Origin of the sequence: uncultured Collinsella sp., assembly GCF_959026545.1 — a bacterium.
Lineage (GTDB): Bacteria > Actinomycetota > Coriobacteriia > Coriobacteriales > Coriobacteriaceae > Collinsella.
The window spans coordinates 1-3,474 of the sequence record NZ_CAUFLV010000035.1 but is presented as its reverse complement, the minus strand read 5'-3'; the positions used below and the strand labels follow the sequence as shown (position 1 = coordinate 3,474).

Annotated in this window: 2 protein-coding genes; both read right to left on the bottom strand. The window is 63.1% G+C overall.

Going from position 1 to position 3,474, the window contains the following annotated elements:
- A partial coding sequence (locus tag Q5Q88_RS09240) for an ATP-dependent helicase (RefSeq protein ID WP_302743162.1) occupies window positions 1–1,811 on the bottom strand: 1,811 nt, incomplete at its 3' end.
- A 575-nt stretch (window positions 1,812–2,386) separates the two neighbouring features.
- Complete coding sequence (metA, locus tag Q5Q88_RS09235; protein WP_302743160.1) at window positions 2,387–3,313, bottom strand: homoserine O-succinyltransferase; 927 nt, start codon at window positions 3,311–3,313, stop codon at window positions 2,387–2,389.
- Window positions 3,314–3,474 lie beyond the last annotated feature (161 nt).

The window sequence follows — 3,474 nt, the reverse complement described above, 5'->3', positions numbered from 1 at the left end:
GCGGCGCGCAGCTCCTCGAGGCTCTCGAGCGTGCCCTCGATGTCCTCGTGCGTCTCCTCGAATTCGGCGGCGACGCCCAGGAATTCCTGGATGTTCTCGGCGCGGCTCTCCGCCTCCATCGTCGCCTCGGCACGGAATGCCTGGATAAGGCCGCTCTTGTCGACGATCATCTCGACAACATCCTTGAGCTCCCCGTCCATGCGACGCCCCTCGCGCACGAGCGAGACAAAGTCGCCCAGGGCATTGCGAACCTTGGCGGAGAACATGCCCGTCTCCGCCGTGGCGATCTCGCACGCCTGGAAGAACGAGCAGCGGTTGGTGCGTGCAAGGTCCTCGATCTTGGAAATGGAGGTGGATCCGATGCCGCGGCGCGGGGTGTTGATAACGCGTTTGACGCTCATCTCGTCGGCGGGGTTCACAATCATCTTGAGGTACGCCATGACGTCGCGGATCTCGGCGCGGTCGAAGAATCGCGTGCCTCCCACGATCTTGTACGGCACGCCCGCGCGCAGGAACATATCTTCCAAGATACGGGACTGCGCGTTGGTGCGGTAAAAAACCGCCATGTCGTCGTAGCTCATGCCACCAACGTGCAGCTTCTCGATCTCCGAGGCGATCCAACGGCCCTCATCGCGCTCGTCGCTCGCCTGGTAGGACTGGATCTTCTCGCCGTCGCCGAGGTCGGTGAACAGGCGCTTGTCCTTGCGCTGCGAGTTGTTGCGCACCACCGCGTTGGCGGCGGCGAGGATATGGCCGGTCGAACGGTAGTTCTGCTCGAGCTTGACCACCTTGGCCTGTTTGAAGTCCTTCTCGAAGTCGAGGATGTTCGAGATGTCGGCGCCGCGCCAGGAATAGATGGACTGGTCGTCGTCGCCCACGACCATGAGGTTCTGGTACTTGGCGGCGAGCAGATTGGCGATCTCGTACTGGACGTGGTTGGTGTCCTGGTACTCGTCGACGCTGATGTAGCGGAAGCGCTCCTGGTACTTCTCCAGCACCTCGGGGCGCGTACGCAGCAGCTCGAGCGTGCGGACGAGCAGGTCGTCGAAGTCCATGGCGTTCGCGGCGCGCAGGCGGCGCTCGAGCTCCAGGTACACCTGGCCCGCCTTCTGCTCCTGCGGGGAGCTTGCCTTCTCGATGAACTCCTCCGGGCCGATCATGGCGTTCTTCGCCGTGGAAATCTTGGAGCGGATCATGTTGATGGGGTGCTGCTTTTGCTCGATGCCGAGCTGCGTCATGATCTCGCGCACCATGCGGCGGGAGTCATCGTCGTCGTAGATGGTGAACTGGCCGGTGTAGCCCAGCAAGTCGGCGTCCTCGCGCAGAATGCGCACGCACATGGCGTGGAAGGTGCAGACCCACATGCCGCGCATGCCGCCGTCGGGAAGCATGGCGGCCAGACGCTCGCGCATCTCGGCAGCGGCCTTGTTGGTAAAGGTAATGGCCAGGATCTGCCACGGGCGAATGCCGAGGTCGCCGATCATGCGCGCGATGCGGAAGGTGAGCACGCGCGTCTTGCCGGAGCCGGCGCCTGCGAGCACAAGCAACGGCCCTTCGGTGGTGAGGACCGCCTCGCGCTGGGCGGGATTGAGCGAGTCGATGTCCACAAGCGGGCGGGCGGGCGCGGCAGGGGCTGAAACGGGAATCGGGGCGGATGCCGGGACGTCAACGGGCACGTAGTCTGCAGGAACGTAGTCCACTGGTGCGGATTCGGGCACCGCCACCACGCCATACGCCTCAAGCGGAACGTAATCGGGCTCGGGCGCAGCGGCAGCGGCCTGCATGCCCCACAGATCAGGCTGATCGTTCATGACTTCTCTCCAAAACACATCATCGACGGGCCTGCGGGCCGCCGTCTTTTGAGCCTATCCAGTATACCGAGGCGTCGTGACGGAACCTTTGACCCTGCAAATACGCAAATGTTGACTGCTTTTCCGAAAACCCGAGTAGACAGCGTCAATGACTTTGCAAACATGCAGGTAGACGCGGTGCGGGATTTTGCTCTACTCCGAGCGTCCTCTTTTAGGACAACATTTGCGTATTTGCACACGGCACCGCACCTGCATCCACGCACCCGAGCCGCGCAAAAGGCCCCGGCAACCCAGAAAAGGCCCCGGCGCACCCTAGAATAGCCACTGGCAAAACGCAGAAGAGCCCCAAACACCATGATTTCAGCGCCCCGCGAGACGCCGCTGCCCAGCGAGACACCGCCGCCCAGCAAAACGTCGCCACCCCACGGGACGCCACTGCCCCACGGGACGCCGCCGCATTGCGAGGCGCCACTTCTCCGCGAGGCACCTCCGCATTGCGAGGCTCCGCCGCGCGCTTGGCGCCGCATTCAGATAGCAAGACGACCCGAAGTCCGCGCGCTTCGCCCCAGCCGGAACTATTTACCAGCACCCACGCGGGTGACGTCGTAGGGCGTGGTCTGATACACGTAGTAGTTGAGCCAATTGGTGTAAATGAGCTGCGCCTGGGCGCGCCATGTACATAAGGGCTCGCGCGCCGGATCGTCGCCGGGGAAGTAGTTCACCGGCACGTCTGGATCAATGCCTGCACGCACGTCGCGCTCGTACTCGAGCTGCAACGTATCGGCGTCGTACTCGGGATGCCCAAACACGAAGAACCGCCGACTATCCACGCTTTTTACCAGGTAGAGCCCTGCCTCGGACGAACTCGCGATGACCTCGAGCTCCGGATGCGCGCGCACCGCGGCCTCATCGACCCCGGTGTAGCGCGAATGCACCGCGAAAAAGCGGTCGTCCAAGCCACGCACCAAAGGCGAACTCGGCTTCTCAATACGATGCTCGTACACGCCAGAGAGCTTGGCGGGCAGCGCGTGTTTGTCGATGCCGTAATGATGAAAGAGCCCCGCCTGCGCGCCCCAACAGATGTGCAACGTGGAGTGCACATTTGTGGTAGACCAATCCATAATGTCCACCAGCTCGTCCCAGTAGTCGACATCCGCGAAGTCAAGCTTCTCAACCGGCGCTCCTGTGATGATGAGGCCGTCGAAGTGCTCATGGCGCACCTCGTCGAACGTGCGGTAGAAGGTCTCCAGGTGCTCGGGGGAGACGTTTTTCGCCTCGTGGCTACGCGTGCGCAGCAGCTCGACTTCGATCTGCAGAGGCGTATTGGAGAGCTTGCGCATGATTTGCGTCTCGGTGGCGATCTTGGTGGGCATGAGGTTCAAGATCAACACACGAAGCGGACGAATGTCCTGGTGGAGGGCACGGAACTCGGTCATGACGAAGATGTTCTCGCTCTCCAATGCCGCGGTGGCGGGCAGAGCGTCAGGAATGCGAATGGGCATGGGGCCTCCTTGGTTCACGTTCCCCTATGGTACGACACAAACGCGTGCGCCGGGAGGTGGGCTCGATGCGAACCGATGCCGGAGCGAAGCGCGCGCCACGGACGCCGCGCGTGCGCGCCTGCGCCGCCCCGCAACCCCGCCGCGCCCGCAACCCCGCCGCC

What these genes read in the sequence shown, in the direction of transcription:
- metA (WP_302743160.1), bottom strand. Translation starts at nt 3,313, where the DNA reads ATGCCCATTCGCATTCCTGACGCTCTGCCCGCCACCGCGGCATTGGAG.